The sequence below is a fragment of the Thermodesulfobacteriota bacterium genome (genome assembly GCA_040755095.1).
In the GTDB taxonomy this organism is placed as follows: domain Bacteria; phylum Desulfobacterota; class Desulfobulbia; order Desulfobulbales; family JBFMBH01; genus JBFMBH01.
This window is the reverse complement of record JBFMBH010000055.1, coordinates 1-24,451: the sequence shown is the minus strand read 5'-3', so window position 1 is coordinate 24,451 and position 24,451 is coordinate 1. Positions and strand designations below refer to the sequence as shown.

The 24,451-nt window shown below is 68.2% G+C and carries 26 protein-coding genes; 7 read left to right on the top strand and 19 right to left on the bottom strand.

The window, feature by feature from the left end; all coding sequences use genetic code 11:
• From AB1634_09955 to AB1634_09905, 11 genes are all read right to left on the bottom strand, one after another.
• Nucleotides 1-597: hypothetical protein (locus AB1634_09955; protein ID MEW6219841.1), on the bottom strand; the 597-nt coding region annotated here is incomplete at its 3' end.
• Nucleotides 598-603: 6 nt separating this feature from the next.
• Nucleotides 604-1,233, bottom strand: a complete 630-nt coding sequence (gene gspM / locus AB1634_09950; GenBank protein ID MEW6219840.1) for a type II secretion system protein GspM — start codon at nt 1,231-1,233, stop codon at nt 604-606.
• Complete coding sequence (locus AB1634_09945; GenBank protein MEW6219839.1) at nt 1,230-2,378, bottom strand: hypothetical protein; 1,149 nt, start codon at nt 2,376-2,378, stop codon at nt 1,230-1,232. Before AB1634_09945 ends, gspM begins: the two co-directional genes overlap by 4 nt.
• Nucleotides 2,375-3,352, bottom strand: coding sequence for a hypothetical protein (locus AB1634_09940; GenBank protein ID MEW6219838.1), 978 nt, complete (start codon nt 3,350-3,352; stop codon nt 2,375-2,377). The genes AB1634_09945 and AB1634_09940 overlap by 4 nt, the downstream gene beginning before the upstream one ends.
• On the bottom strand, nt 3,321-3,680 hold the full coding sequence (locus tag AB1634_09935) for a type II secretion system protein (protein ID MEW6219837.1): 360 nt from the start codon (nt 3,678-3,680) through the stop codon (nt 3,321-3,323). The genes AB1634_09940 and AB1634_09935 overlap by 32 nt, the downstream gene beginning before the upstream one ends.
• 13 nt (nt 3,681-3,693) lie before the next feature.
• Nucleotides 3,694-4,281 carry a prepilin-type N-terminal cleavage/methylation domain-containing protein gene (locus AB1634_09930; GenBank protein MEW6219836.1) on the bottom strand — a complete coding sequence of 196 codons (588 nt, stop codon included), beginning with the start codon at nt 4,279-4,281 and terminating at the stop codon, nt 3,694-3,696.
• 5 nt (nt 4,282-4,286) lie between these two features.
• Nucleotides 4,287-4,727, bottom strand: a complete 441-nt coding sequence (locus AB1634_09925; GenBank protein ID MEW6219835.1) for a hypothetical protein — start codon at nt 4,725-4,727, stop codon at nt 4,287-4,289.
• 6 nt (nt 4,728-4,733) lie between these two features.
• Nucleotides 4,734-5,951 carry a type II secretion system F family protein gene (locus tag AB1634_09920; GenBank protein MEW6219834.1) on the bottom strand — a complete coding sequence of 406 codons (1,218 nt, stop codon included), beginning with the start codon at nt 5,949-5,951 and terminating at the stop codon, nt 4,734-4,736.
• A gap of 338 nt (nt 5,952-6,289) precedes the next feature.
• Complete coding sequence (locus AB1634_09915) at nt 6,290-7,033, bottom strand: hypothetical protein (protein MEW6219833.1); 744 nt, start codon at nt 7,031-7,033, stop codon at nt 6,290-6,292.
• Nucleotides 7,034-7,036: 3 nt separating this feature from the next.
• Nucleotides 7,037-8,335, bottom strand: a complete 1,299-nt coding sequence (locus tag AB1634_09910) for an AAA family ATPase (protein MEW6219832.1) — start codon at nt 8,333-8,335, stop codon at nt 7,037-7,039.
• Nucleotides 8,336-8,404: 69 nt separating this feature from the next.
• Entirely contained in the window at nt 8,405-10,084 is a 1,680-nt protein-coding gene (locus tag AB1634_09905; GenBank protein MEW6219831.1) for an ATPase, T2SS/T4P/T4SS family, read from the bottom strand.
• A 598-nt stretch (nt 10,085-10,682) separates the two neighbouring features.
• Between AB1634_09905 and AB1634_09900 the strand changes: the two genes are divergently transcribed.
• From AB1634_09900 to AB1634_09870, 7 genes are all read left to right on the top strand, one after another.
• Nucleotides 10,683-10,874, top strand: coding sequence for a type II toxin-antitoxin system HicB family antitoxin (locus AB1634_09900; GenBank protein ID MEW6219830.1), 192 nt, complete (start codon nt 10,683-10,685; stop codon nt 10,872-10,874).
• 46 nt (nt 10,875-10,920) lie between these two features.
• The gene (locus AB1634_09895; GenBank protein MEW6219829.1) at nt 10,921-11,052 is read left to right on the top strand and encodes an addiction module toxin, HicA family; all 132 of its coding nucleotides are present in this window, start codon (nt 10,921-10,923) and stop codon (nt 11,050-11,052) included.
• A gap of 432 nt (nt 11,053-11,484) precedes the next feature.
• Nucleotides 11,485-11,934 carry a YhcH/YjgK/YiaL family protein gene (locus AB1634_09890; GenBank protein ID MEW6219828.1) on the top strand — a complete coding sequence of 150 codons (450 nt, stop codon included), beginning with the start codon at nt 11,485-11,487 and terminating at the stop codon, nt 11,932-11,934.
• A 166-nt stretch (nt 11,935-12,100) separates the two neighbouring features.
• Nucleotides 12,101-13,405 carry a phosphomethylpyrimidine synthase ThiC gene (gene thiC / locus AB1634_09885; protein ID MEW6219827.1) on the top strand — a complete coding sequence of 435 codons (1,305 nt, stop codon included), beginning with the start codon at nt 12,101-12,103 and terminating at the stop codon, nt 13,403-13,405.
• Nucleotides 13,406-13,463: 58 nt separating this feature from the next.
• Complete coding sequence (locus tag AB1634_09880; GenBank protein ID MEW6219826.1) at nt 13,464-13,796, top strand: hypothetical protein; 333 nt, start codon at nt 13,464-13,466, stop codon at nt 13,794-13,796.
• A gap of 22 nt (nt 13,797-13,818) precedes the next feature.
• The gene (locus tag AB1634_09875) at nt 13,819-14,463 is read left to right on the top strand and encodes an endonuclease III domain-containing protein (protein MEW6219825.1); all 645 of its coding nucleotides are present in this window, start codon (nt 13,819-13,821) and stop codon (nt 14,461-14,463) included.
• A gap of 188 nt (nt 14,464-14,651) precedes the next feature.
• A complete protein-coding gene (locus AB1634_09870; GenBank protein ID MEW6219824.1) occupies nt 14,652-15,866 on the top strand; it encodes an ATP-binding protein in 1,215 nt (404 codons plus the stop codon).
• Nucleotides 15,867-15,895: 29 nt separating this feature from the next.
• On the opposite strand, the gene AB1634_09865 is transcribed toward AB1634_09870, so the two are convergent.
• From AB1634_09865 to rnr, 8 genes are all read right to left on the bottom strand, one after another.
• Nucleotides 15,896-16,543 (bottom strand): hypothetical protein, encoded by a 648-nt coding sequence (locus AB1634_09865; protein ID MEW6219823.1) that lies wholly within the window; start codon nt 16,541-16,543, stop codon nt 15,896-15,898.
• Between the two features lie 7 nt (nt 16,544-16,550).
• Nucleotides 16,551-17,771, bottom strand: coding sequence for an AAA family ATPase (locus AB1634_09860; GenBank protein MEW6219822.1), 1,221 nt, complete (start codon nt 17,769-17,771; stop codon nt 16,551-16,553).
• Between the two features lie 53 nt (nt 17,772-17,824).
• Nucleotides 17,825-19,078 (bottom strand): Kazal-type serine protease inhibitor family protein, encoded by a 1,254-nt coding sequence (locus AB1634_09855; protein ID MEW6219821.1) that lies wholly within the window; start codon nt 19,076-19,078, stop codon nt 17,825-17,827.
• A 17-nt stretch (nt 19,079-19,095) separates the two neighbouring features.
• Nucleotides 19,096-19,680: a hypothetical protein gene (locus AB1634_09850; protein MEW6219820.1), complete on the bottom strand. Its 585-nt coding sequence runs from the start codon at nt 19,678-19,680 to the stop codon at nt 19,096-19,098.
• The gene (locus AB1634_09845) at nt 19,677-20,966 is read right to left on the bottom strand and encodes an AAA family ATPase (GenBank protein ID MEW6219819.1); all 1,290 of its coding nucleotides are present in this window, start codon (nt 20,964-20,966) and stop codon (nt 19,677-19,679) included. Before AB1634_09845 ends, AB1634_09850 begins: the two co-directional genes overlap by 4 nt.
• A 133-nt stretch (nt 20,967-21,099) precedes the next feature.
• Complete coding sequence (locus AB1634_09840; GenBank protein ID MEW6219818.1) at nt 21,100-21,903, bottom strand: RNA methyltransferase; 804 nt, start codon at nt 21,901-21,903, stop codon at nt 21,100-21,102.
• 3 nt (nt 21,904-21,906) lie between these two features.
• Complete coding sequence (locus tag AB1634_09835) at nt 21,907-22,227, bottom strand: PilZ domain-containing protein (GenBank protein MEW6219817.1); 321 nt, start codon at nt 22,225-22,227, stop codon at nt 21,907-21,909.
• On the bottom strand, nt 22,224-24,451 hold a 2,228-nt coding region (gene rnr / locus AB1634_09830; GenBank protein ID MEW6219816.1), incomplete at its 5' end, for a ribonuclease R. The genes AB1634_09835 and rnr, both read right to left, overlap by 4 nt.

The window sequence follows — 24,451 nt, the reverse complement described above, 5'->3', positions numbered from 1 at the left end:
ATCATAGAGCGGTTTCTCATGCCTTTCACCGTCTTTTTCGAAGACGATCTTCTCCGGCTGGATGGCAGCCACCCGGAGGTCGCCCAGGGATTCCCCTTCCCGCAGCCGGGCGAACTGCTGCTCGCCGGCCGGGCGGGAAGGCTCGGCCGCGGGCAGGGGCGGGGCCGGCAGCTGGCGGGAGCGCCGGCCCACCGGCGGGCGGGCCGGGGTGGGGGCAGCGGCCTGCTCGCTGTAGGCCACCAGGCCCAGCCGGGTGGTGCCGGCGATGATGGAGCCCTGGTAGACGATGCTGTCCAGGGCGATCTGGGGACCGGTTTCCGCCGGCGTGTCCTCCTCGGGCTCCTCCGGCAGCTCCACGCCCTCCAGGCTCCGCTCCTCGGTGAACAGGTAGTTGTGGAGCAGGTCCGGCATCGGCACCGGCACCTGGGGCTTGAGGCGGAAGTCCTGGGCCCGGGGCAGCCCGGCACCGGGCTCCGGCCGGCCCCCTTCCGTGGCCTCCCGGGACACAGGCCCATGCTCGGTCAGGGAGGTCACCATCTCCACGACGATGAGGAGGAGGGAGGCAGCCAGGGCGACGACGGCGAGGAAGCGGGGCATGGCGGGCTACGGGGTCTCGGCCGGGGCGGGCGGGGTGGGGCCTGCCTCCGGGGCCGGATCAAGGGCAGGGGCGGCATCGGGGGCGGTGACGAAATAGGACTCCAGGTCCAAAAAGAAGCGCAGCTGCTCCTTCTTGATGGGCTTGACCGAAAAGCTGTCCACCCGGAAGAGCACTTCGCTCCGGTACAGCTCGGCCAGGAGATCGAGAAAGGCCGGCAGGGGGCCGTTCAAGCGCAGCTTCACCGCCAGGGTCTGGAACGGCCGCTCCTTGGCGGTGGTGGTCTGCTTGAGGGGCTTGATGTATTCCGGCTCCAGACCGGTCTTCACCACCATCTCCTGGAGGCGGATCTGGGCCATGGAGGAGACGGCCTCCTCGGAGGCGCCATGGAAGAGGTACCGGGACAGCACCTGCCGCTCCTCTTCCAGCCTGGCCACCCGGTTCCGGAGGTCCGGCAGCTGCCGCACCACGTTCTGCTGGCGGGCCAGCTGGGCCTCTTTTGTTTCCAGCTCCGCCAGCTGGGACTGGTAGAAGTCATAGGCGTAGCGGCCCAGGTTGAGGAAGACCAGGAGGATCGCCACCCCATAAAGAAGAGGGCGGCCGCGGTAGCGGGCCAGGAGGCGGCGCCAGGCGCTCATGGCAGGGTGATATCCATGTCGAAATAGGTCTTGTCCCGGCGCCGGCTGGTGGACTTGAGCTTGGCGTCGCCCAGGCCCTTGAGCTCCTTGGACAGCTCGCCCATGTCCCTGGTGAAGCCGGTGACGTTGACCGTCCGCGCCGTCTTCTCCATGCGCACCTGGTCGAGGTAGGAGCTGGCCGGCAGGCTCTCGGTGAGATGGGCGAGGGCGGCAATGATGTCCGGATTCTCACCCAGCTGGCCGAAGGCCGAAACAAAGGCCTTGAGAGCCTCCTCCTGGTCCTTGAGCTGGCGCACCTCCTCCACCTGGGGCCGCAGATCCGCCAGGGCCTGAGCCACCGTGGCCGTCCGGCTGCTGATCCGATACTCCTTGATGCCGGCCAGGGCCGCCAGGCCCAGCAGGTTGAGGGCGAGCAGCACCGCCACCAGCCAGCGGGAATACTCCGGCCGGCGGTAGTCGGCGGGCAGCAGGTTGAACTCCCGCAGGCCCAGGCGGGGCACCGGCAGGGCGGCCGCCACCCCGAAGCCGCTGCCCTCCCGGGCCTCCGGCATGGCGATGAGATCCGTGCCCAGTCGGCTCACCAGCTCCTGGTAGCCCAGGTCCATGGGCAGCACCAGGCGGTTGACCAGGCGGCCGGCCTTGAAGAGAAAGGCCTTGGGGAAGGGCCCTTCCAGAACCAGGGCCGAGGTGGCCGGCTGCTTGCCGCCGGCCAGGTACTGGGCGTATTCCGGATAGAGACCGGCCACCGTGAAGCCGGCAGCGGTGAGCTGCTCCAGCACCGGCGCCACCGTGCTGCGGGCCGCGGCATAGAGGGCGATCTGGAAGACCTCCTTGTCCTTCACGGCGCTGTGGCCAAAGACCAGGTCCTCCGGGTCGAAGGGGGTGAGGATGCCCAACTGGTAGCCGATCGCCTCCTGCAGATCGGCGGTCTTGGCCGGCAGCTCGAAGGTCTTGAAGAAGAGCAGGGACTCGGCCACGAACAGCACCACGGTGTCGGTGCTGATGCCCTCCCGGGCGCAGAATCGCCGCAGCTCCTCGCCGGCGTGGCTCTCGCCGAAGGCGATCCGCTCCCGCTCTTCGGGCCGCTCCGGGTGGCAGAAGACCAGCCGGCCGGTCTGGATGATGACCGCCAGGGCCTCCTTCATGATGCGCTCTGCCTCCAGGCGAGATACGGTGGCCGGCCGCCGCTGTGACTCACCAGCACGCTCACCGTGGTGGCTGGCCGGCGGTCGGTCTCGGCGCCTTCCTGCCGCTCGCCCATCCGGGCGGTGGCGGTGATGGTGTAGTACTTGCAGCTGCCGGCGCTGAAGGTGAGGTACGGCCGCAGGAGGCCGAACCGCTCCTCGCCCATGAGCTCCTGGGCGCGGGCCTGATCGAGGGGCCGCTCGTCGTCGAGCAGGGCCGCCTCGTAGGCCTCGATGCGGCTGGCATCACCCTCCATCACGAATTCCAGCATGGCCGGCGTCAGGCTGAAGAAGTTGATCCGGTTGGTGGCGCTGTGGACGGTGAACACGTCCTCGGCGGCAAAACGGTCGATGAGGGGCTCGGTGCCCTTGATCAGGAAGAATTCGGCCGGCTCGGCGATCCGGCCGTTCCGGGGGATGTAGGGGTCCTCCAGGCCTTCGTAGTAGTCCTGCTCAGCGCCATTGAGGCGGTGCAGGTTGTCCGGATCCCGCCAATCATACAGGGAATCCACGACAGTGTCGATCTGTTCAGGGGCAAGTCCGTGGAACTCCAGAAAGAGCTCCAGGAGTCGCTGGGGAACCCGGTTGAGGTCGATCTTGCCGGTCTCGTTGATCACCCGGTAGGTGACCTCCCCGGTGGTGAGCGGCTCGGTGTATGGCCGGGCCAGGACCAGGCGGAATTCCGTTTCGTCCATGGCCAGGGTCAGGGGCTTGTCCAGCAGGCGAAAGAGGCCGAATTCGATGCCCGCCTCGGCCAGCAGGCGGCCCGCGGCCCGCTCCTTGACATTGGTGGCCAGGCGCAGCTCGGTGCGCACCGCCAGGGCCATCTGGCTGGCCAGAAACCCGGCCAGGAGCAGGATGACGATGACCACCACCAGGGCGAAGCCGGACTCCGGCGGGGGGCTACTGCCGTTTTTCCAGGCGGGCGGTGACAAAGGTGCCATCCTCACTGGTGATCAGCACCAGGTTGTAGATCTGCCCCTCGGTGAGGATCTCGCCTGCGGGCAGGTCCTCCAGCGTTTCTTCCTGCTCCCGGGCCGCCAGCTCCTCTTCGAAGGCCAACAGCTCGGTCAGATAGAAGGCACGCCGCTCCCGGAGCCGGTCGATGTTGCGCAGGGCCAGGGAGAAGGACTGCAGGATCGCCACATAGGCCAGGCCCAGGATGACGACCGCCACCAGCACCTCGAGGAGGGTGAAGCCGGCGGCCTTGGCGTGCTTCCTGGCCGGCACGGTTCGGGGGAGCGGTGGCTGGCGGGGGATCATGGCCAAGGCCCGGTCACGGTCGCGGCGGCCGGGCCTGGTGGAGGGCACCACCGCAGCGGGGCCGGAAGGTATACTCCCGGTCGGCGAAGGCGACGATGAGGCTGGGCGCCTGCTCCTCGTCGTCCTCGGGCACGGTCATCTCCAGGGCCTGACCTGGCCGGTACAGGGGGATGAGCGCATCGGCATCGGGCCGGTAATCCTGGTCGTAATCGATGTTGTAGAAGTCCCGCTTCTCCAGATACCAGACCACTCCCGCCTCCTGATCGACCAGGTAGAGCGCCAGCACCACCCCGGCCTCCGGATAGAGGAAGGGGCGCCGGGTGACCAGCATGATCATGCCGTCATGCTCCTCCAGGCGGATCCGCCGCTCCTTGTCGTCCAGCCAGGCGGCGTTGACCTGGCCCTGCACCAGGTCCAGGAAGGCATACTCCCGGTCCATGGCCAGGATGGCGTCCTGGCCCTTGTCGGCAAAGCCGATGCTGACATTGAGGACCGAGTAGACCATGGCGGCGATCATCGCCACCAGCAGCATGGCCACCAGCACCTCCAGGAGGGTGAAGCCGCCGCGGCGACAAGGCCCTGGGCAGGGGGAGCCGGGCATCGGTGTCAGTCCACCAGGGGCAGGGCGGTCAGGGGGTCCAGCTCGATGGTGGCCACCCGCTCGCCCCGCCGGAAGGTCAGCCTCTGGGGCGAGGCCTGACCCTCGGGCCAGAAGATGGCCTCTTCCGGCTCCAGGGTCAGGGATTCGTCGGCGTCGAGATCCAGGGGCCTGGTCGCCTCGACCCCGCCCCAGAAGACGAGGCTGGCCTGGTCGTCGGCCAGGGCCATGTGCACCGGCCGGCCCTCGGTGACGGCCATGAGCCGGCCGTACTGCAGGCAGGACACCACCCGCGTCAGGGCCTGGCGGAAGGCCAGGCCCTCCAGAAAGCGGCTGAGGGCCGGCGTGGCCACCAGGCCCATGAAGCCGGCCAGGACCAGGACCAGGATCAGCTCGAACAGCGAGAAGCCGGCGCACCGCCCGGTGCCCGCTCGCCTGGGTGCTGCCATGGCCGTCTAAACCGCGATCTCGTTGATGGACAGGATGACCGACAGCATGGAGATGACAATCACCCCCACCACCAGGGCAATGAGCAGAATCAGGGCCGGCTCGATGAGGGCGATGACCCGTTTGATACGGATCTTGAGCTCCCGCTCGTAGTGGGCGGCGATCTGGGCGCAGACATGGCCCACCCGCCCCGACTCCTCGCCCACCGACAGGAGATCGGCGGCCAGATCCGGCAACAGGTGCTCGGCTTTGAGCTTCTGGCCCACCTGCTGGCCCTCCTTCAGGGCCTCGGTGGCCCGGTTCAAGAGGCGCTTGAACTCCAGGTTGCCGGCCACCCCGGCCGAGATCTTGAGGGCCACCGCCAGGTGGACGCCGTTGTTCACCAGCACCTCCAGGGTGTGGAAGATGCGGGTGGTCTCCAGCTCCCGCACCACCTCCGCCAGGAGCGGCAGGCGGATCACCAGCCGGTCGTAGAACACCTTGCCGTCCGGGGTGCGGGCGTGGAGGATGAGGGCCGCCGGCACCGCAGCCAGGCCGAGGAAGGCCAGCAGGAGGTGGTTGGACAGCCAGCCCGACACCGCCATCAGGGCCTCGACGTGGGCCGGCAGCATCTTGCCGCTCCCTTCGAACAGGACCTGGAAGCGGGGCAGGATGCCGGTGACCAGGATGATCACCGCCGCACCGCCGGCCACCAGAAGGAGCGCCGGGTAGATGGCGGCCGAGATGATGAACTGCTTGAGCTCCTGGAAGGTGGCCTGGTACTCGGAGATCTTGAGAAGCATCTGGGGCAGGATGCCGCCTTCCTCGCCGGCCCGGACGATGTTGACATACATGGACGAGAAGAGCTTCGGGTAGTCGGCCAGGGCCTCGGAAAAGGACTTGCCCTCCTTGAGCCTCTTTTCCAGGCCGCCGGCAAAGTCTTTGAAGACCTGCTTGCCCGAGTGCTGCTTGATGATCCGCAAGGCCGCGTCCAGGGACAGCCCGGCATTGAGGAGCAGGGAGACCTGCTTGGTAAAAAATTCGATGTCGGTCTTGTCCAGCCGCTCGGGCCGGAGGCGGGGCAGGCCCAGGCCCCGGGCCTTGGGCTCCCGGAAGGTGTCGATCTTGAGGGGCCGGAGTCCCTGGCGCATGAGCCGGCCGGCCACGGCGCCCTTGTCCGTCTCCTCGATCACCCCTTCCCGGACTTGGTTGGAGCCGTCCAGGGCCTGGTAGCTAAACAGTGCCATGCCGGTGTCCAGTGCACGGCCAGTGAGCAGCGACCATTGTGGTCACAGGGCTCACCGGTGTTGGAGACAAGGTAGGCATGGCTTCATCCTCAGTGTACCCCGGCCTCTGAGCCCTCTTCCGAGCAGGTGTTGCTCCAAGGTCGTCAGGGTGATCTGCTGCTTGCGCAGCGTAGCAGCAGCTGCTGCCAGCAGCAAGCAAGCCGGCGATGCGGCATCTAGGAGTCTGTCGGACTTAGGCCTTTTTTGGTGTTCCGCATACGATATAGGGTAGTCATCAAGATCGCACATACCATATATGGTATCGACATGACCGGTTTTGGCTCAAGTCCGACAGGCTCCTAGGCTCCTCGGGCCACCGCGGCGCAAGCTTGCCAGGCCTCAGGATCCTGCTGGCGCAACGTCCGGAATGGCGTCTGCCCCTGTCCGGCTTCCAGGAAGCACCACCCCAGGAGCCCATGATCGTCAGCGTCCGCCAGGGCACGCGCAAGGTCGTCTTTGTTGCCCGGCTCCGACAAGTGTCGCTCCACGAGTGCGGCAAGCCGGCGGAAGGTCCTGCGGTATCCCACTGCCAGCGCTTCACGACGGTCCAGCTGCAGGGTGGCGACGGTGTGCTGGCCCTTCGCCGAGTAGTCGCCCACCACCGGGTCGAATCTGGCTACGAGGTTGCCAGTCGGGGGGTCGAAGTCCAGATCGAGCCAGGGGTCCTCGGCGGTGGGGTCGATGAGGAGCGGACGAGCGTCGGTGGAAAGCGGGAACCGGTTCCCTTTGAGCCGACCGCAGTCGGCGCAGCACAGCAACAGATTGGGCCACAGGAACATTCTCTCCGGGTACCGCATCTTGGGCCAGAAATGCTCGATGTCCGAGCCGTGGGAGTCCAGGCAGTACATGCAGCGCTCGCGATCACCGGTCATGCGCCTGAGCACGGCAAGAACCGACTTCAAGGTCCGCGAGGCGCGGGCGGCCTTCCATTCCTCGCTGACCAGCAGGGATGCAGCCCGGCGCTTCCGATCGGCTTCATCCTGTCTGGCTGCCAGATCGTCTGCAACCGGAGATGGCAGGTCGAGGCGAGCCAGTCGGCGCACCGGTCACAGCTCCTCTTCGTTTTCGGCGAACAGCGCCAGCTGCCGGATCTTGTCCTGCTCGGCCGGGGTCAGCTTGCCGCCGGCCCGCTTCTTGCTGTTCAGCTTTGCATACTCTGCACGTCCGTCCACCGCCCGTGGCGAGCGGGTGTTCCGCAGGCCGAAGGCAGGGGTCAGAAGAATTGTGTCAGGCCGGGAGGAGATCACCCGCTGGTACTCCTCCCTGGTCAGGGGCCGCGGCGCGTCGCTGCCACCCGGCTCGGGCAGAACAAAGAGGCCATTGGAATCGGCCGCCTGGCAGATGATCGGGCTGTGGGTGGTGACCAGGAACTGGATCTTCGGGAAACGCTCCTTGAGCCAAAAACCGATCCGCCGCTGCCATTCCGGATGCAGGTGAGCATCCACCTCATCGATGAGCACGACGCCGCTGCGCTGGATCCGCAAGCGACCGTCTGCCTCCTGGCGGGCCAGGCCTTCGACTCCATAAGCGGTGATCAGATGGCGGATGATGTCCGCCAGAAGAGCCAACGCCGCCCGGTAACCGTCGCTCATTTCACCCCAGGGGAGTTGGATGCCGTTGCGGTCCCGGAGCCACAGCCCATCCGAATCCACGCGCCGCACCCGGATTCGGTTGGGCAGGAGATCGTCTCGGAGGATCCGGAGCAGGAGAGCCAGCTGTTGCCGTTCTGCGGTCCGGCTTTCCAGGGTCTTGTGCTTGAGGCTACGCAGCCACTGGTCGACCTCGGCCAGGGAGGCCGCCTCCTGGAACATGGTCACAAACCGTTCGGTGGTGGGCGCCACCATCTGTCGGGTCGCTTCGGGGGACGCTCCGAAGATGCGGCGGAACGGACCGTAGCCACAGGAGAACCAGCCCCTGGCATCGGCGGACCAGATGGTCCGGTGGGGGGTGACATAGCGACTCGTCTTGCCGGCCGGCACTGAGGCCTCCAGGCTGGGCTCCTTGGCACCGTTACGGAGCACCAGCCGGGCCGGAAAGCTGGCGCCAGGAGCCTTGCCACCCACAGACAGGGCGTCATCCTCCACCGAGCGGACGATCTCCAGCTGGATGGACGCCTCTTCGTCGGCGCCCTCGTGAAGCCAACGGCGGAAGGTGGGTTGCAGGGCCCGGGCGGTGTCCCGGCCCACGAGGCCCAAGGCAATCGCCTTCAGCAAGGAGCTCTTGCCGGAGCCGTTGTTGCCGGTGAACACGGTCCAACCGGCGTAGCCGCCATCGTCCCGTCTGAGATCGAAGCTCAGCTCGCGAAAGCCCCGGATGTTCTTGAGGATCACCTTGCTGAGGTACATGCGGCCTGCCCCATCGGGATCAACGTCCCGCTGTGCTCCGGAAGATGCCCGCCTTGGAGAGAAGCCTGGCTAAACAGTGCCATAGGCCTCGGCCTGGGTGACCCGCACCACCTCGGCGTAGCTGGTGAGGCCCTCCCGGACCTTGGCCATGCCGTCATGGAACATGGTCTTGAAGCCGCTGGCCAGGGCGATGTCCATGAGGGCCACCAGATCCGCCCCCTTGGAGATGCCCCGGCGCAAGGCGTCGCTGATGGTCAGCAGCTCGTAGAGGCCCACCCGGCCGGAGTAGCCGGTCTTGGAGCAGCGGGGACAGCCGGCCCCTTCCCGGATCACGAAGTCGCCGCCTTCCGGCATGCCACCCAGAAGATCCGAGGCCAGGCCCCGGTCCCGGGCGCAGTGGGGGCAGATGCGCCGCACCAGCCGCTGGGCCAGCACCCCCAGCAGGGAGGAGGAGATGAGAAAGCTCTCGATGCCGAGGTCCATCATCCGCATCACCGCCGAGGTGGCGTCGTTGGTGTGCAGGGTGCTGAAGACGAGATGCCCGGTGAGGGAGGACTGGACCGCGATCTCGGCGGTCTCCAGGTCGCGGATCTCGCCGATCATGATCACGTCCGGGTCCTGGCGCACGATGGAGCGCAGGCCCTTGGCAAAGGTCAGCCCGATCTCCGGCCGCACCTGGATCTGGTTGATGCCCTTGAGCTGGTACTCCACCGGATCCTCGATGGTGATGATCTTGTTGTCCCCGGAGTTGATGTGGTTGAGGGCGCAGTAGAGGGTGGTGGTCTTGCCGGAGCCGGTGGGGCCGGTGACCAGGATGATGCCGTGGGGGGCGGCGATGAGGCGCCGGAACTCGGTCTCGATGCCCGGTCCCATGCCCAAAGAGCTCATCTGCAGGATGATGGAGCCCTTTTCCAGGATCCGGATCACCACGCCCTCGCCCCAGACCGTGGGCACGGTGGCCACCCGCAGATCCACCTCCCGGCCGGAGATCCGCAGCGAGATCTTGCCGTCCTGGGGCAGGCGGCGCTCGGCGATGTCCAGGCCGGCCAGGAGCTTGGTCCGGGAGATGATGGCCGGCTGCATGGCCAGGGGCGGGATCTCGTAATCATAGAGGATGCCGTCGATGCGCAGCCGGATGAGGAGCCCGTCCTCGAAGGGCTCCATGTGGATGTCACTGGCCCGGCGGTTGATGGCCGCATCGATCAGATTGTTGACGTATTTGATCACCGGCGCCTCGGAGGCCATGTCCTTCAGGCGGTCGATATCCGATTCCGAGGCGGTGTAGCCGGCCTCCTCCAGCTCATGCAGGGAGACGCCGTAGCCCTCGTCCACCACCTTGACCAGGGCCGGCTCCGGGAGGAGTTGCAGGGTGAAGGGCTGGCGCGCCAGGACCTCGGCAGCCGAGATCACGTCACTGTCCAGGGGATCGGACAGGACGAGGATGGTCTCCTCACCGCGGCGGAAGAGGGCAAAGGGATGCTCCCGCAGGAAGAGCTGGGACACCGGCAGCGGCAGGAAGGCGTCCTCGGGACCGGCCTCGTAGACCGGCAGGTGCAGCTGCTCGGCCAGGGCGGCCAGGAGGTCGTCCTCGCTGATGAAGCCCAGGGAGATGAGGATCTCCCCCAGCCGGCGGGGCACCGACGCCTGGTGGGCCAGGGCCCGCTCCAACTGGTTCTCCTGGAGCTTGCCATGACGGATGAGGATGGCGCCGAGCTTCTCGGTGTTGGGATAGATGACGGCAGGGAGCAAGATCTGGTCGTCCGCAGGGAGGGGGGAGGAGGGTGCCGGAAGCCCCGGCAGGGGCGGTCTCGCCAGCGCACAGGAGAAGAGAGTAGCAGCAAAAGGCCGGCGCTGCAAGCCAGCGGCGGCCGCGGCCCGGGGCACCGCCTTCGCGGCCGGCCCCAGCGGTGCATTCGCGGCGCCGGCATGCAGTCCCCGCGGCCGACGGCGGAGCCCCTGCCCTGTCGCGGGCCGGTCAGGGAAGGCCAGCGAGCCCCCGAAGCGAGGGGCAGGAGAAAGAACCCGGTCGCCGGCCGTTGGGCACCGGCGCCGAGCGGCCCGTTTGCGGCCCTGCCGGCAGGCACCCCGCGGCATGCCCGGGTCCGAAGCAGCCGGGCGGCAAGGCCAGCGGTCCGGAGGCGACGCCTGCCGGCGGTCCACCCCAGGCACCCGCCGCCGGAACAAGATTTCTATTGACAGTCGCGGCCGGGAAAGACTATCTGTGCCCTAGTGAGTACCCAGGACTCCTGGTGGTATCCCGGCAGCTGCCGCGCCAGCTGCCGGTCGAGCCACTCCCGGGATGCCTCCAAGCTATGTTCGCGCCCAGTAGTGCAAAGGAAGGTACACGATGGAAACCAAGAAGTTCATCTACTATCAGGAAGAAGATATGTTCGTCGGTTGGCTGGAAGAGTATCCGGACTACCGGACACAAGGGGAAACCCTAGAGGAGCTGCAAGACAATCTGATAGACATCTATAGAGACCTGACGTCCGGTCAGATTCCATATGTTCACAAGGTAGGCGAGTTGAGAGTCGCATGAAGCGCGTCGAGCTGATTCGAGCCATCGAAGCGATGGGTGCGTACTCATCCGTCACGGCGGGAACCATGATTGGTATCAAAACCCCGCAACCAAAGTGAGCCAGCCAGTTCCGCGACACAGCGAGATCAAAGACACCCTGGCGAAACACATCGCAAAGATGCTGAAGGAGAGACGGTGACCGGCATAACGGTTCCACGGGACGGGGAAACAGCCTCGCGCCCGTGAAGCCAGCGTTCAAGGAAGCCGCGGGGCTGGCCCGGAGCGTGCATTATGGGCAATGCTTCGGCGCCGGTACTCTGTGGCAGGAATCGGGCAGGGCGCCGGGAGCCGGTACCGGGTGGCGTGGCCGCCGGGCGGGCATCGGGCGGGAGGGGAAAACGGCCCCCTCAGAAATCTTCTTGACAACCTCGATTGGCAAGATGTAAGGAGGAGGCAGGGTGCGGTGTCGTACCGAAGGCTGCCTCCGCAACGGTGACGATTGCCGCACCCTGGCCTTCGGCAGTGCTCCGTCGGGCGCCCCGACGGCCTGCTCCTCCTCTTGGCCCTGGGATGGTCCCAGGGCCTTTTTTGTGCTGCACTGAACGGTGCCCCCCTGTCCCAGGAGGTCCCCATGGTCATCGATGGCATTGGCCGGGCTGCCCTGTACAGTGGGCTGTCGCCGTGGATTTGGCGCGGTCTTGAGCTGTTGCAGCACACCGACCTGGCGGCCCTGCCGGAGGGGCGGCAGGCCATCGACGGCGAGCTGCTCTATCTGGCGGTGCACCGCTACCGCACCCGGCCCCGGCAGGAGGGGATCTGGGAGGCGCACCGCCGCTACATCGATCTGCAGGCGGTGGCCTGGGGCGTCGAGGCGGTGGGCTGGGCGCCGTTGGAGCGGCTGCAGGCCGGGGAGTATGATCCGGCCCGGGATTTCCTGCCCCTGACCGGCGACGGCGATTTCCTCACCCTGGCTGCCGGGCAGTTCCTGCTCCTGTTCCCGGACGACGGCCACATGCCCGGCCTTGCTGTCGCCGAGCCGGTGGAGGTCAAGAAGGTGGTGGTGAAGATCGCCGTTCCTTGACCGGGGCCGCCGCCCCTTCCCTGCCGGTACTTTTCCCTTGTCCTTTTCCCGCAACCTCGTATAGTTTGTCTCTTTTCGGCCTGCCGTTTCCGGCGCCGCCGCTGTCCTGGGGGCAGCGCCCGGCGCCCTTGTCGTTCCTCCCCCAGCCCGGAGCAGCCAGCCAAGCATGTCCATCCGCGAAGACGCCAGAAAGGGCATCCGCACCCCCCTTTTCGAGACCTGCGCCAGGAATGAAGGTGTCGACCCGGAGCTGCTGATGGCCCGGGTGGCCAAAGGTGTGGTGGCCATCCCCAGGAACCGTCACCATGACTTCGAGCGGATCATGGCCATCGGCCAGGGGGTGTCCACCAAGATCAACGCCAACATCGGCGCCTCCAAGGACCACCCGGAGCTGGAGGCCGAGCTGGCCAAGCTGTGTGTCGCTCTCCGGGCCGGTGCCGACACGGTGATGGATCTGTCCATGGGGGAGAGGGTGGACGAGATCCGGCAGGCGATCCTGGAGCGCTGCCCGGTGCCCCTGGGCACGGTGCCCATCTACCAGGCGGTAGCCGAGACGGTGGAGCAGGAGCGGGGCGATATCGCCGGCCTCAGCGTCGACCGGCTCTTTGCCACCATCGAGAAGCAGGCCGCCGGCGGGGTCGATTTCATGACCCTGCACTGTGGCATCACCCGGGCCACCCTGGTCAGGCTCCGGGGCCACGAGCGGATCATGGGCGTGGTCAGCCGGGGCGGCTCGTTTCTCATCGAGTGGATGGTGGCCAACAACCGGGAGAACCCCCTGTTCGAGCATTTCGACGACCTCCTGGCCATCCTCCGGGAGCACGAGGTGACCTTGAGCCTGGGCGACGGCATCCGGCCGGGTTGTCTGGCCGACGCCACCGACCGGGGCCAGATCGAGGAACTGGTGCACCTGGGCGAGCTGACCCAACGGGCCTGGGAGGCCGGGGTGCAGGTGATCATCGAGGGGCCCGGCCACATGCCCATGGACCAGATCGCCGCCAACGTGCTCCTGCAAAAAAGGCTCTGCCACGGCGCTCCCTTCTACGTCCTGGGCCCCCTGGTCACCGACATCGCCCCGGGCTACGACCACATCACCGGCGCCATTGGCGGCGCCATCGCCGCTGCGGCCGGCGCCGACTACCTGTGCTACGTCACCCCGGCCGAGCACCTCAAGCTGCCGGGGGTGGATGATGTCCGGGAGGGGGTGATCGCCTCCAGGATCGCCGCCCACGCCGCCGACATCGCCAAGGGCCTGCCCGGTGCCCTGGAGCGGGACGAGGCCATGGCCCGCTGCCGCAGCCAGCTGGACTGGAAGGGCCAGATCGAGCAGTCCTTGGATCCGGAGAAGGCCCGCTTCTTCCGCGAGGAAGGGGGCTCCTACTCCGGTGCCACCTGCACCATGTGCGGTCCCTACTGCGCCATCAAGATCTACCGGCGCTCCGCCCGGGCGGCCGGGGCGACGGGGGGGTGACCCCCGGCCCGGCCGCCTTGTCTGGCACTGGCGTCCTTCCCTTGTCAGGAGGCCGGTTATGACCGAGATCTTCTCCACCATCGTCGACTGGATCAACGCCACCCAGGTCCCGGATCAGCTGCGGGATGTGGACGCCAAGGGCCTGTTCACCAACCCCTTCTTCCTGCTGCCCTTCATCGGGCTGGTGGGGCACATGATCTGGCGCCAGGCGGTGCGGGATCTCATCCTCATGGTCCTGTTCATCGGCCTGTGGATGTTCACCGGCTCGCAGATGGTCCAGGGCATCTTCGTGGAAGGGGAGATCCAGATCGACAAGATCCTGCCGGTCCTGGGGGTGGGGGTGGGGGCGATCGCGGTGATCGTCTACCTGTTCTTCATCCGTTCCGACTGACGGCCGTTCGCCGATCCTTCCCGTGGCCAGCCAGCTCCTCGCTCTCCACGACCGCCTGCTGGCCCACTTCGGCCCCCAGGGCTGGTGGCCCGGTGAGACCCCCTTCGAGGTGATGGTGGGCGCGGTCCTCACCCAGAACACCAGCTGGGCCAACGTCAGCCGCGCCATCGCCGCCCTGCGCGACCACGACCTTCTCTCCCTGCCCGCCCTGGCCGCCATGCCGGTGGCCGAGCTGGCCGGCTGGATCCGGCCCGCCGGCTACTTCAACCAGAAGGCCCTGCGCCTCAAGGGCCTCATCGCTGCCATCAACCAGGAGTATGGCGGCGACCTGGCGGCGCTTTTTGCCACCGGCACCCCGGAGCTGCGGGCCTGGCTCCTGGCCCGGAAGGGCATCGGCCCGGAGACCGCCGACAGCATCCTCCTGTACGCTGCCGGCAAGCCGGTCTTCGTGGTGGACGCCTACACCCACCGGATCCTCAGCCGCCACCGCCTCACTCCTGAGGAGTCGTCCTACCACGAGCTCCAGGAGCTGTTCATGGACGGCCTGCCCGAGGACGTCGCCCTGTTCAACGAGTTCCACGCCCTCCTGGTGGCCTGCGGCAAGGACTTCTGCCGCAAGAGCCGCCCCCGCTGCGACGGGTGCCCTTTGCAGGGCTGGCCGGAGTGACGGGTCCGCTGCCCCGTGGCGGGAAGAAGCCGTATGGCCGGCCGGGACGTTTGACCGCGCCCGGATGGCCGGTCCCCGGCGGGCGGTGCCGGCGGCTGGGGGAAGGCGGACCAGCGGTGAACGGTGCGGGATGGCCCGATCGGCGGGGTTCTTGTTTTTACTCAGAGTCCTGAGTAAATTTACTCATCATGCTGAGTTATTTGTCGAGCGCCTTTGTCCGACCACAGGGCGCCGTACTGGCCCGGCGCCTGTCGGAGTCGCGGCGGTTCATCATTGTGGTGGCCGGTCCCCGGCAGGTGGGTAAGACCACCCTGGTGCGCCAGATCGTCGAAGCCGCGCAGCGGCCTGGCCGTCAGGTCAGTGCCGATGAGCCGTATCTCCGAGGGGCGAGCTGGCTTGATCAGCAGTGGCAGTTGGCACGCCTGGAGGCGCGAGCAGCGGGGGAAGGCGGGGCAGTCCTGGTCGTCGACGAGGTGCAAAAGGTTGCGGGCTGGTCCGAGGCGGTTAAACGGCTGTGGGATGAGGATACCGCGAGCGGCTTACCCCTTAGGGTCATCCTCCTGGGCTCGGCGCCGCTCCTGGTTCAGCAGGGTCTCACGGAGAGCCTGGCCGGCCGCTTCGAGATCCTGCGTCTGCCGCACTGGTCCTTCCCGGAGATGGAGGCCGCCTTTGGCTGGACTCTGGACCAGTACCTGTTCCACGGCGGCTATCCGGGGGCCGCGCCCCTGGTGGACGAGCCCCGGCGCTGGGCCCGCTACGTCCTGGACTCCCTGGTGGAGACCACCATCGCCCGGGATGTCCTTCTCCTCACCCGGGTGGACAAACCGGCCTTGCTGCGCCGGCTCTTTGAGCTGAGCTGCCGATATTCGGGTCAGATCCTGTCCTACACCAAGATGCTGGGCCAGCTCCAGGATGCCGGCAACACCGTCACCCTGGCCCACTACCTGCATCTGCTGGCCGGCGCCGGTATGGTGACCGGACTTCAGAAATATGCTCCCCGGGCCTTACGGCAGCGGGCCTCCAGCCCCAAGCTCCAGGTCTTGAACAACGCCCTCCTCACCGCCCCAAGCGGACTGACCCTGGACCAGGCCCGCTCCGATCCCCAGTTCTGGGGGCGGCTGGTGGAATCGGCGGTGGGCGCCCACCTGGCCAACGCCGCGGCCACCGGCGACTGCGAGCTCTTCTACTGGCGGGAGCGGAGTCACGAGGTGGATTTCGTGGTCCGATCCGCCGGCCGTCTGGCCGGTATCGAGGTGAAGAGCGGCCGCGTCCGGGATGCCTTGCCAGGGCTGACCGCCTTTCAACAGGCATGCCAGCCTCGGCTGCAGCTCCTGGTGGGCGGCGACGGCCTCGCCCTGCAGACCTTCCTCTCCCAGCCGCCTGCCGCATGGCTGGCCGGCTGAGGCGTGGCAATACCTTCCGGACACGCCGCTCAGCCGCCGAGCAGGGCCACCGCGGCGGTAAATTCCGTGTGCAGGCGTTTCGCCTGTGGGCACCGGCCGCAAACCTCGTCCAGCTGCGCAGCCATCTGCTTGACCAGAGGACGGAATTGCGCTTCCGGCTTCTTGACCTCGCCGTCCTTCCGCCGCAGCAGTCGCCGCCGGACCAGCTCCCTTTCCACCTCCATGTCGCATTCCAGGGGAGCATCTCCGCGGTAGGGCGGGGTCAGGGCCGCCACAACCCAGGTGTCGGTTTGCATGGAAGGGGTAACGATGAGCAGACAGGACGGCTGCGGGTGCCTGGCGAGCCAGCCCAGCACGACCTCCCGGAGGGCGTCCGCGGTGTCGGCCGCTGGCGGGCAAGGACGGCGGGCTCCCTCGTTGTGGGCCATGGAGCAGTCGAGATGAACGAGCAGGAGATGGAGGGGTCTGCCGATCACCCCCTGCATCAAGGTCTCCAGGCGCGGGCCGTGCTCCTGGCACCAGGCCTTGACGCCCCGCCAGCCATGGGGCGAGCGGGAGAGAAGGGTCAGGTCCGGCCGGAGACGCTCGAACTGGATGTCGGGGTGGAGGGCTTCCAGGAAGCTTTCCAAGGCAAGCCAGTCCGATTTGCCCTCGGCGACGATCCCCACGCGTACCATGACGTCCTCACAAGGATCGGGGGATACCGCCCAGCCTGCCCATGAGCCAGAGTCGGGAAAGGGGCAGGCCTTTCCGGGACTCGGCCAGGAGCTCCTCGCTGACCTGGACCCGGCTTACCTGCGTGACGCCGGCGGGATCCCGGTCCACCGCGAAAAGCCGGATCTGATCGTTGGTCAGATCGAGGCCGTCCAGCACCAGGGGATTGTGGGTGGTGGCCAGGAGCTGGCGCTTGCCCTCCTTCACGATCTGCTGGGAGACCATGCTGGTGAGGGCGGCAGCCAGGCGGGGGTGGATGGCATGGTCGAAGTTGTCCACCGCAAAGATGGGTGGGGATCGCTCATGGCTCGACAGGGCGATGAGGAACAGGACGTACAGCGCCCCCTCGCTGGCGTCATAGGCCGAAAGGACTGACCTTTCCCAGCGCATGAATCGGTCCTTGAAGCGCAGAACCACAGGGGCGGTCTTGACCGCCGGCGAGACCAGGGCCTGAGGTGCGGGCACGGCGGCCATGTCTTCGGCCCATTCGATCAGCTCCCAGACCTCATCGCGATCGAATGGGCCGATGGTGCCTTCCGCTCTTCTGGTGATGTGCTGCACGGCCTCAGGCAGACCGCCGCCGGTCAGGCCGAGGGGATCCCGGGAAACCTCCTCGGTGGCAATTCCCCGCAGCACCGGGGTCGTCGGGGAGTAGATGGCGTATCCGGTCAGCTCCTCCATGAGCTGCTGGGCGGCAGTGACGTCTTCCTGATCGGTCAGGGCCAGGGCTAGCCTGGCCAGGGTCTGATCCTGGCGTGGCGTGATGCGCTCGGACCTCCCGGTGGCGTCATAGAACCGGCACCCCCGGGGGCTCCGGGAAAGGACGGGCTTGCCGTGGTCCTCCAGAGATTCGCTGGCGATCCTCCACCGGACGCTCGGATTCCTGATCGGGTTGTCCAGGCCCAGGCGGTAGGTGGCATCGTTGCTGCCAGCCTCCAGGCTGATGAGTCTCCGGAAGTGTTGGCCCTGAAACGAGGTCTTGTAGAGCGCTGGCAGGCCCGGCCGCACCCCCCGGTAGCGCAGGGTCTCCGGCTCCACAGAGCCGAAGGCCGCCGAGCCCATCACGCCTATGGATTCAAGCAGGTTGGACTTGCCGCTGCCGTTGGCTCCGATGAAGATATTGATCCGCCCCAGGTCAATGGCGACCTTCTGGAGCGACTTGAACCCCTCAACCCGAAAGACGGTGATCATGGAGCCTTGCTCCCTGCCAGTGGCAACGGGGGCCATCCCCCTGAAATTGGTCTCTACCGCCCGGCCGGTGCCGGCCGCAGGATCCCCGGCACCACCTCCAGCTGCAGGGCATCGGCCCATACCGCCCGGCTGATGCTCTGGACCGCAAAGAGGAAGGTGTAGCGGCCCTCAGGCAGGGGGCTGGCGATGACGGCTGAGGGTGGCAGGGCGACGATGGGCAGCATGACCCCACGACCAATGCCTGGCCGCCAGCCGATGGGATAGGCATAGGAGTACCAGCCGCCGGGGGTGGCGGCCAGGAGCCACCAGCGGGCCGGCTCGCCTGCATGACTGCCGGGATCCAGGGCGATGGTGACCCGCACCGGCTCCCAGGCCAGGACGGTCAAAGGGCCGTCCGCACCGTTGGCCTTGAGGTCCGGCGTGGCCGGGGTCGGCGGCACGCAGGGCCCGGTGTGGGCCACCGAGACCCCGGCGCCATCGGCCAAGCAGCTGTTGTCGTAGGTGAGCCCGTCGCAGCCGCAAACCGGGGCATAGATCTCCGGGCAGGCGGTGGGGATGACCGTGCACGTGCCGGGCGGCGGCGGGGGGATGCAGCGGGCGGTGCCGGGCAGGCAGTCCGGGGCCACCGCCGCCAGGGGCACCGGCTCCAGGCAGCGGCCGTCCGGCTCCTTGCAGAATTCGCCCGGCCCGCAATCCCAGTCCGACCAGCAGTCCTCCTGGCACCGGCCGTCCTGGCGCACCGGCACCCCGGCCGCTGCTGCGGCGCAGGCGCTGTCATAGGTCCTGCCATCACAGCCGCAGACCGGCATCCAGACAAAGGGCATCGCCGCATCGTACACCGGGCAGATCCGGGGCCGGGGCTCGCAGGTACCCTGGCCGTCACAGTTGCCGGGCAGCTTGGCGCAGTACTGGTCCTCCCCCCGGCAGTCGGTATTCCCGGTGCAGAAGACGGGCGGCGGCGGTTGGCAGGGGCCGGCCTGCGCCACCGACACCCCGGCGGCGGCCGCTTCGCAGGCATTGCCGTAGGTGACCCCGTCGCAGCCGCACACCGGATTGGCCACATCCGGGCAGGCGGTCGGCCGGCTCCGGCACTGGCCCACGGCCTGGCAGCTCCCGGCCGGATGCAGGCAGAAAAGGGAGGCGTCGTCCCCGCAGTCGGCATCGGTGACGCAGCCCTCCTGGTAGGGCGGCATGGCCTGCTCCGTGTGGCGTCCAGTCACCGCGCCCCAAACAGGGCTCCCCCCGGCCAGGGCGCCCCACAGGACGGCCCACGCTACCAGCATCCGCATCCCGTCAGTCCTTTTCATGACTCACCTCCATTCCATCATGTTGCGACCCAGGCCCTGATTCGATCCTCCAGGGCCTGCACATCCTCCGGACAGAGGGCTCTGACCCTCGGGTAGTTGGCCGCGGCCTCTTGACCCAAAGTCTTCCGCCCCTGGCCCGGCTCGTGGGCCAGGCCGCGCCGCCTTGCCAGGGGCTCGAAATACCGCTCCTTGGGATGGACCTCGGCCCGAATCTCCGCCCAGCTCCAGTCTTTCGGCAGGTCCTTCTGGCCTGCCAAGGCCCAGACCTCGATCTCCTGCCAGCCATGCTCGGCCAGGAGGATGCTACCGGCCTCGCCCGCGGCCGTCCGGGCCTGGGTCTCCAAGGCATCCAGGGCGCGGCGACCCTGGTTCCCATCCCGGTCGACCAGCAGCAGGAAGAGCCGCACCATGCCCCGATACCGATCCAGGATCTCCCGGATACGTGCCCAGCTGGTCGCCTCGGTGATCCCCCGCAGGAGCGGGTCCTTGCAGACCTCCACCCGGGCGCGGGGCTTGCCGACCGCCGCCAGCATGGCCTGGACCAGGGGCTTCACGATGTACTGGTCCTTGCGGAAATCCTCCGGGATGACCAGCACGTTCACCCTACCGCCTCCTCAGGCTCGGTGAAGGCCAGGGCATCCTCGAGCCACCCGGATTCATGGAGCCGGGCCAGGTTCTGCTCGGCGAGCACCCGCCGGATCTCGGGGATCTCCATGACCCGGCGGATGCACGCTGCCGGCGCATGCGCAAGGCGGTAGACCAGGGAGGCATGCTCCCGGGCGGTGTCGCTCAACATGGCCAGGAGCTGGGGCGAATGGCTGGTGGTGACAATCTGCACCTGCCGCTCCCGGGTCTGCTGTTCGATGAGCTGCAAGAGCAGGTGCAACCGGGTGGGATGGATGCCGTTGTCCAGCTCCTCCAGGAAATAGAATTTGGCCGCATCGGGGCCCATGAGGGCGGCGATCATGGCCAGGAAGCGCAGGGTGCCATCCGAGGCGCTGTGGGCGGAGATCCGCTGGCCGCCGGCCTCGATCAGGGTCAGGAGCACCCGTCCGGTCTGGTCCGGCACAAAGTCGAAATCGACCACATCGAGAGGGGTCAGCTCCCGGACCCACGCCGCGAGAGCGCTCTTGGTGCTCGTGTCTTTGCAGATGGCCTGGAGCACCGAGGAGAGGTTCTCACCCCGGTCGCCCAGGACCAGCTGCCCAGGAACGGACGGCACCTTCATGGCCTCCGGGGAGAGATCCAGAAAGCGCATGGAGCGCAGGGTGGTCAGGCATTCCTCAGCAGAGGCCCTGTAAAGCTTTCCGGCCTCGCGATGCCCGGCAAACTGGGACAGCACTGGCCGGTTGTCCAGGAAGCGGAGGCGCTTGCCGAGCCTGCGGTTCCGTTCATCCCGAGGGAGGCGCACGAACAGGTACGGCGGTCCCTCCTGGGCCGGCCGGTCATCCTGGGGGTGGGAGTCGAAGATGGGGCTCCAATGCCCCAGCGATTCCCGTACAACGTGCGGCTCGGACCCCGGATCGCCCACGTCCACCCCGATGGTGTGCGTATAGGGGAACAGGATAGGCCGAAAACCAGGCTTGCGGTCCGTCGGCTCGTCCTCCTTGCCTTCGGTGGTCAGCGTAAAGCGCGTTTGCCCCTGGTAGGCCACCTCCCGGGTGCCGCCCCGGATGCCTGCCCATTGCAGCACCCCACCCTCCACGTACTTGGCGCCGAGGATCTCGGCCAGGGTATAGCCCCGGGCCATGCCGTGCAGGAAGCGGAAGGCATCCCGGAGGTTGCTCTTGCCCGAGGCATTGGTGCCGACGATCACGGTCAGCGGCCCCAGGGCGAGGGTGGCATCCTGGAAATTCTTGAACTGCTGGAGCCGCAGGGAGAAGAGCATGCCGGTGCCAAGGGTGGACGGGGGGGCCTGAGGATCGCGTTTTGTTGCTGCTCCTTATCTAGCAAACAGCGGGGAGGGTGTCAAATGGGGCGCGCGGAGCCGGGGGAGCGGCTTGCCTGTGGCGGGCGACACCTCAATCCTGGGGCGCAGGCGGCGGGGCGCCCTGCTGCCGCTGGCCGTCCCACCACAGGAGCTGGCGGCAGACGCCGCGGACCAGGCGGACCTCCTTGGCCGAGAGGCCGACCCGGCCCAGGAAGCGGCGGACGTTGCCCATCCAGTGCTCCGCGTCCAGATGCTTGAGGAAGCCGACGGTGCGCAAGGCCTCTTCCAGGTGCCGGTACATGCCCGCCAGCTCGTGCTGGTTGGCCCGGCGGGGCTGGGGCCGCAGGCGCTCGGCGGAGGAGAGGCTGGCCAGGCGCAGCTCGTAGGCGATGATCGCCACCGCCTGGGCCAGGTTGAGGGAGGAGAAGTCGGCGGTGGGGATGGAGACCAGGACCTGGCAGAAGGCCAGATCCTCGTTGGACAGGCCCCGGTCCTCGGGGCCGAAGAGGATGGCCACCCGGTTGCCGGCCAGAAGCGGTGCCACCTCGGCGGCCAGCTGATGGGGCGTGCGGTGCACCTGGCGGTGGCGGCCGATGCGGGCCGTGGTGCCGGCCACCAGGTGGTAGGGCGCCACCGCCTCGGCCAGGGAAGGGTGGCGGGCCAGGGTGGCCAGCAGCGCCTCGCCCCGGGAGGTGGCCATGGCCCGCATCCGGGCCTCATCCAGACCCGCCCCCCCCACCAGGGCCACGCCCGCGATGCCCATGTTCATGGCCACCCGGATGGCGGCCCCCACGTTCTCGGGACTCTTGGGCCGCACCAGGATGAGGCCCAGGTTGTCCAGGGGTGAGGGGGCGGGCGGCGGGGCCGGGGTCGGCTCCTGGTCGGGCGTGGCCATGGGCTACGGCTCCTGGGGCAGGAGCTGGCAGTCGCCCTCGAAGCGGATGGCGATGCCGCCCGCCTCCTGGCGGACAACGGTGCCCGAGACGCGCAGCCGGACGCCGGTGCCGCTGGTGTAGCGGCCCACCTGCTCGGCCGGCAGCCTGATCTCGACCTGTACCGGGCTCCCGGGCGCCAGGGCGTGGTCGGTGGCCAGGAACAGGCCGGCCGGGCTGAGATCCCGGCTGGTCCCCTCCCGGCTGCCGGCGGCAGGCTCCTCCCCATCCACCCGCACCGGCAGGCGGATGGGAAACCGGGGCTGCCGCCGTCGCTCCCCGGTCATGGTGCAGCCACCCCACCCCGGGCGCGGCCGGACCGGCTCGCCAGGGTGCAGGTGATCCGGCCCCGCAGCACGTCCACTGCGGAGATGGTCACGGTCACCAGATCGCCCAGGCGGATGGCCTGGCCGGTGAGGCGGCCCACCAGCTGGTGGCCCCGCTCGTCCCACTCGTAGTAGTCGTCCCGCAGATCAGCCATGGGCACCAGGGCGGAGGCGGAGTGCGCCACCAGCTCCACGAAGAAGCCGAAGGCCACGATGCCGGAGACGACCGCCTGGAAATCCTCCCCCAGGTGATCGGCCATGAACCGGGCCCGGAAGCGATCGTCCACCTCCCGCTCCGCCAGCATGGCCTCCCGCTCCCGGCCGGACAGGAATTCGCCGGCCTGGTCCAGGTCTGCCGCCGACTCCCCGTGCCGGGGCCGGGGGTGGGCAAGGAGCTCCCCCAGGGCGCGGTGCACGGTGAGGTCCGGGTAGCGGCGGATGGGCGAGGTGAAGTGGGTGTAGTGATCGGCAGCCAGGCCGAAATGGCCGGGGTTGTCCGGCGCGTAGCGGGCCTGCTTCATGGTCCGCAGCAGGAGGTTGTTGACGATGTATTCGGTGGGCGAGCCGGCCACCATGTCCAGCACCTGGCCGAACCAGGCCGGGGTGGCCGGGCCGCGGGGCAGCTCCAGGCCCAGGGAGGCGGCGAACTGGCTGAACTCCTCCACCTTGACCGCATCCGGCGGCTCGTGGATGCGGAAGAGGAGAGGGCGCTTGGCCTGGCTCAGGGCCAGGGCCACCGCTTCGTTGGCCGCCAGCATTAGCTCCTCGATGAGCTTGTGGGCCGCGTTGCGCTGCCGCCGGCCGATGGCGGTCACCTGGCCGGTGGCTGCCACCTCGATCTCCGCCTCCGGCAGCTCGAAGCCGATGGCGCCCCGCTCCTTCCGCCGGGCTGCCAGCTGCTGCGCCAGCTCATCCAGGACTCGAAGTGGGCTGACCAGCTGGGGCTGCTCGGCACAGGCCGCCGGCTCGCCGTCCAGGATCCGCGCCACCAGGGTGTAGGTGAGCCGGGCCCGGGAGCGGATCACCGAGCGGGCAAAGCGGCTGCTCCGGGGCCGGCCCTGGTGGTCGAGCTCCAGGATGGCGGTCATCGCCAGCCGATCGGCATCCGGCACCAGGCTGCACAGGTCGTTGGACAGCCGCTCCGGCAGCATGGGCAGGACCAGGGTCGGGAAATAGACCGAGGTGCCCCGGCGAAAGGCCTCCCGGTCCAGGGCGCTGCCCGGCCGGACATAGTGGCTGACGTCGGCGATGGAGACATGGAGGCGGAAGCCATCCGGAGTCTTCTCCGCCGCCACCGCATCGTCGAAGTCCCGGGCCGTCTCGCCGTCGATGGTGACATGGGGCACCGGCCGCAGGTCCAGCCGGTCGGGATAGGGCGGCGCCGGCGGCGCCAGGGCCGCGGCCTCTGCCTCGACCTCCGGCGGAAAGGCATCCGGCAGGCCATGCGCCCGCACCACCATGCGGGTGAGAACGGCCAGCTCCTGCGGATCCCCGAGGATCTCGATCACCCGGCCTTCCACGTTGGCCCGCATCTCGTCGGTGGTCTCCCGGATGCTGGCCACCACCACCTCGCCGCTTCTGGCCCCCAGGGCGTCCTTCTTTTTGATCAGGATCTGGAACGGGAAACGGTCGTCCACGGGGGTCACCAGGCCCATGGGCCCGGCCGAGGAGTAGATGCCGACCACGCTCGATACAGTACGCTCGACGATGCGGACGATGCGGCCCTTCACGAGGCCCTGCCGGTTGTGCCGGGGCAGGAGCCGCACCAGCACCCGATCCCGGTGGCGGCCGCCGGCCAGATCCGGCTCGGAGATGAGGACCTTCTCGGTCCGGTCTCCCTCCCCGGCCTCCAGATCGACGAGGCCGAATCCCCGGGGGTGCATGCTCAGGGTGCCCTCCCGCAAGGAGCGGGATGGCACCAGGGCATAGGCGTGCTCCGGGGTCAGGGCCAACACGTCCTCGGCCACCAGGTGGCCGAGCAGGCGCTCCAGATCCCGCTTGTGGCGGCGCTCCAGGTCGAGGCTGTTCATGATCTCCACCAGGCGCAAAGGGTGCTCCTGGCCGTGGAGGAGGCTCAGCACCTGGTCGCTGGTGGGGGTTTCCGGCGCCAGCGGCCGGCTGCGGGCCGCATGCTGGGGGGCCGGCCGGCCGTGGTGGCCAGGGCGGGTGGGTTTTCGGGGGGGGG

What these genes read in the sequence shown, in the direction of transcription:
- gspM (MEW6219840.1), bottom strand. Translation starts at nt 1,233, where the DNA reads ATGAGCGCCTGGCGCCGCCTCCTGGCCCGCTACCGCGGCCGCCCTCTT.
- AB1634_09945 (MEW6219839.1), bottom strand. Translation starts at nt 2,378, where the DNA reads ATGAAGGAGGCCCTGGCGGTCATCATCCAGACCGGCCGGCTGGTCTTC.
- AB1634_09935 (MEW6219837.1), bottom strand. Translation starts at nt 3,680, where the DNA reads ATGATCCCCCGCCAGCCACCGCTCCCCCGAACCGTGCCGGCCAGGAAG.
- AB1634_09930 (MEW6219836.1), bottom strand. Translation starts at nt 4,281, where the DNA reads ATGCCCGGCTCCCCCTGCCCAGGGCCTTGTCGCCGCGGCGGCTTCACC.
- AB1634_09925 (MEW6219835.1), bottom strand. Translation starts at nt 4,727, where the DNA reads ATGGCAGCACCCAGGCGAGCGGGCACCGGGCGGTGCGCCGGCTTCTCG.
- AB1634_09920 (MEW6219834.1), bottom strand. Translation starts at nt 5,951, where the DNA reads ATGGCACTGTTTAGCTACCAGGCCCTGGACGGCTCCAACCAAGTCCGG.
- AB1634_09910 (MEW6219832.1), bottom strand. Translation starts at nt 8,335, where the DNA reads ATGTACCTCAGCAAGGTGATCCTCAAGAACATCCGGGGCTTTCGCGAG.
- AB1634_09900 (MEW6219830.1), top strand. Translation starts at nt 10,683, where the DNA reads ATGGAAACCAAGAAGTTCATCTACTATCAGGAAGAAGATATGTTCGTC.
- AB1634_09890 (MEW6219828.1), top strand. Translation starts at nt 11,485, where the DNA reads ATGGTCATCGATGGCATTGGCCGGGCTGCCCTGTACAGTGGGCTGTCG.
- thiC (MEW6219827.1), top strand. Translation starts at nt 12,101, where the DNA reads ATGTCCATCCGCGAAGACGCCAGAAAGGGCATCCGCACCCCCCTTTTC.
- AB1634_09880 (MEW6219826.1), top strand. Translation starts at nt 13,464, where the DNA reads ATGACCGAGATCTTCTCCACCATCGTCGACTGGATCAACGCCACCCAG.
- AB1634_09870 (MEW6219824.1), top strand. Translation starts at nt 14,652, where the DNA reads ATGCTGAGTTATTTGTCGAGCGCCTTTGTCCGACCACAGGGCGCCGTA.
- AB1634_09865 (MEW6219823.1), bottom strand. Translation starts at nt 16,543, where the DNA reads ATGGTACGCGTGGGGATCGTCGCCGAGGGCAAATCGGACTGGCTTGCC.
- AB1634_09860 (MEW6219822.1), bottom strand. Translation starts at nt 17,771, where the DNA reads ATGATCACCGTCTTTCGGGTTGAGGGGTTCAAGTCGCTCCAGAAGGTC.
- AB1634_09855 (MEW6219821.1), bottom strand. Translation starts at nt 19,078, where the DNA reads ATGAAAAGGACTGACGGGATGCGGATGCTGGTAGCGTGGGCCGTCCTG.
- AB1634_09845 (MEW6219819.1), bottom strand. Translation starts at nt 20,966, where the DNA reads ATGCTCTTCTCCCTGCGGCTCCAGCAGTTCAAGAATTTCCAGGATGCC.
- AB1634_09840 (MEW6219818.1), bottom strand. Translation starts at nt 21,903, where the DNA reads ATGGCCACGCCCGACCAGGAGCCGACCCCGGCCCCGCCGCCCGCCCCC.
- AB1634_09835 (MEW6219817.1), bottom strand. Translation starts at nt 22,227, where the DNA reads ATGACCGGGGAGCGACGGCGGCAGCCCCGGTTTCCCATCCGCCTGCCG.